Source organism: Streptomyces sp. ATLC9, assembly GCF_057196705.1.
In genome coordinates this window covers 1-807 of sequence record NZ_JBXUOY010000546.1, presented here as the reverse complement: position 1 = coordinate 807, position 807 = coordinate 1, and the positions used below count along the sequence as shown (strand labels likewise).

1 pseudogene is annotated in these 807 nt (G+C 70.4%); it reads left to right on the top strand.

Features of this window, described 5'->3' with window-relative positions:
- The first annotated feature begins 5 nt into the window (after window positions 1-5).
- Window positions 6-786: pseudogene (locus AC2CJA_RS26965) on the top strand (transposase family protein).
- The last annotated feature ends 21 nt before the right edge of the window (window positions 787-807 follow it).

Below are 807 nucleotides of genomic sequence, written 5' to 3'. Positions count from 1 at the left end.
CTCTCGTGCTTGTCTACCCGTCTGCCATCGATCTGTCCAGCCGCACCCCGCAGCGTCTCGCCGGTCTGCTCGCGGGGCACCGGCGTCGGATCGGCTCCCGCTGGCGCCGCCTCACCTGTGGCCAGCAGGCCCTGCTCGTCCTCGCGCACCTGCGCTGCGGTGACACTCCCCCAGCCTCCGGCCGGGGGCACCCCCAACGCCCGCCTGGCGGCGGGTTTCCGCATCGGGATCGCCACGGCCTACCGCTGCATACGCGAGACCGTCGATCTCCTGGCCTCGCCCGCACCGACACTGGAACAGGCCATGGACACGGTCCGCGGGAAGGCCTACGTGATCCTCGACGGCACGCTCCCGCTGACCGACCGCATCGCCGCCGACCGCCCGTACTACTCGGGCAAGAAGAAGCACCACGGCATGAACGTGCAGGTTCTCGCCGACCCGGCCGGTCGCCTGATCTGGGCGTCGGACGCACTGCCGGGATCCACGCACGACCTGACCGCGGCCCGGACCCACGACATCCCGCCCGCTCTGGCCGCCGACAACATCAAGTGCTGGGCCGACAAGGCGTACCGGGGTGCGAGCCCCGCCATCCGCGTCCCGTTTCGGGGCAGGAACCTGCGCGGCCGGCGCCGGCGTCACAACTGGGACCATGCCGAGATCCGCAGCATCGGCGAACGCGCCATGGCGGTCCTCAAGGGCTGGCGGCTCCTGCGGAAGCTCCGCTGCGGCACCACCCGGATCACCGCCATCGTCCGAGCCGTCGTCGCCCTCGAACTCGCCAACTGATCAAGATGAAAAATCTTCACT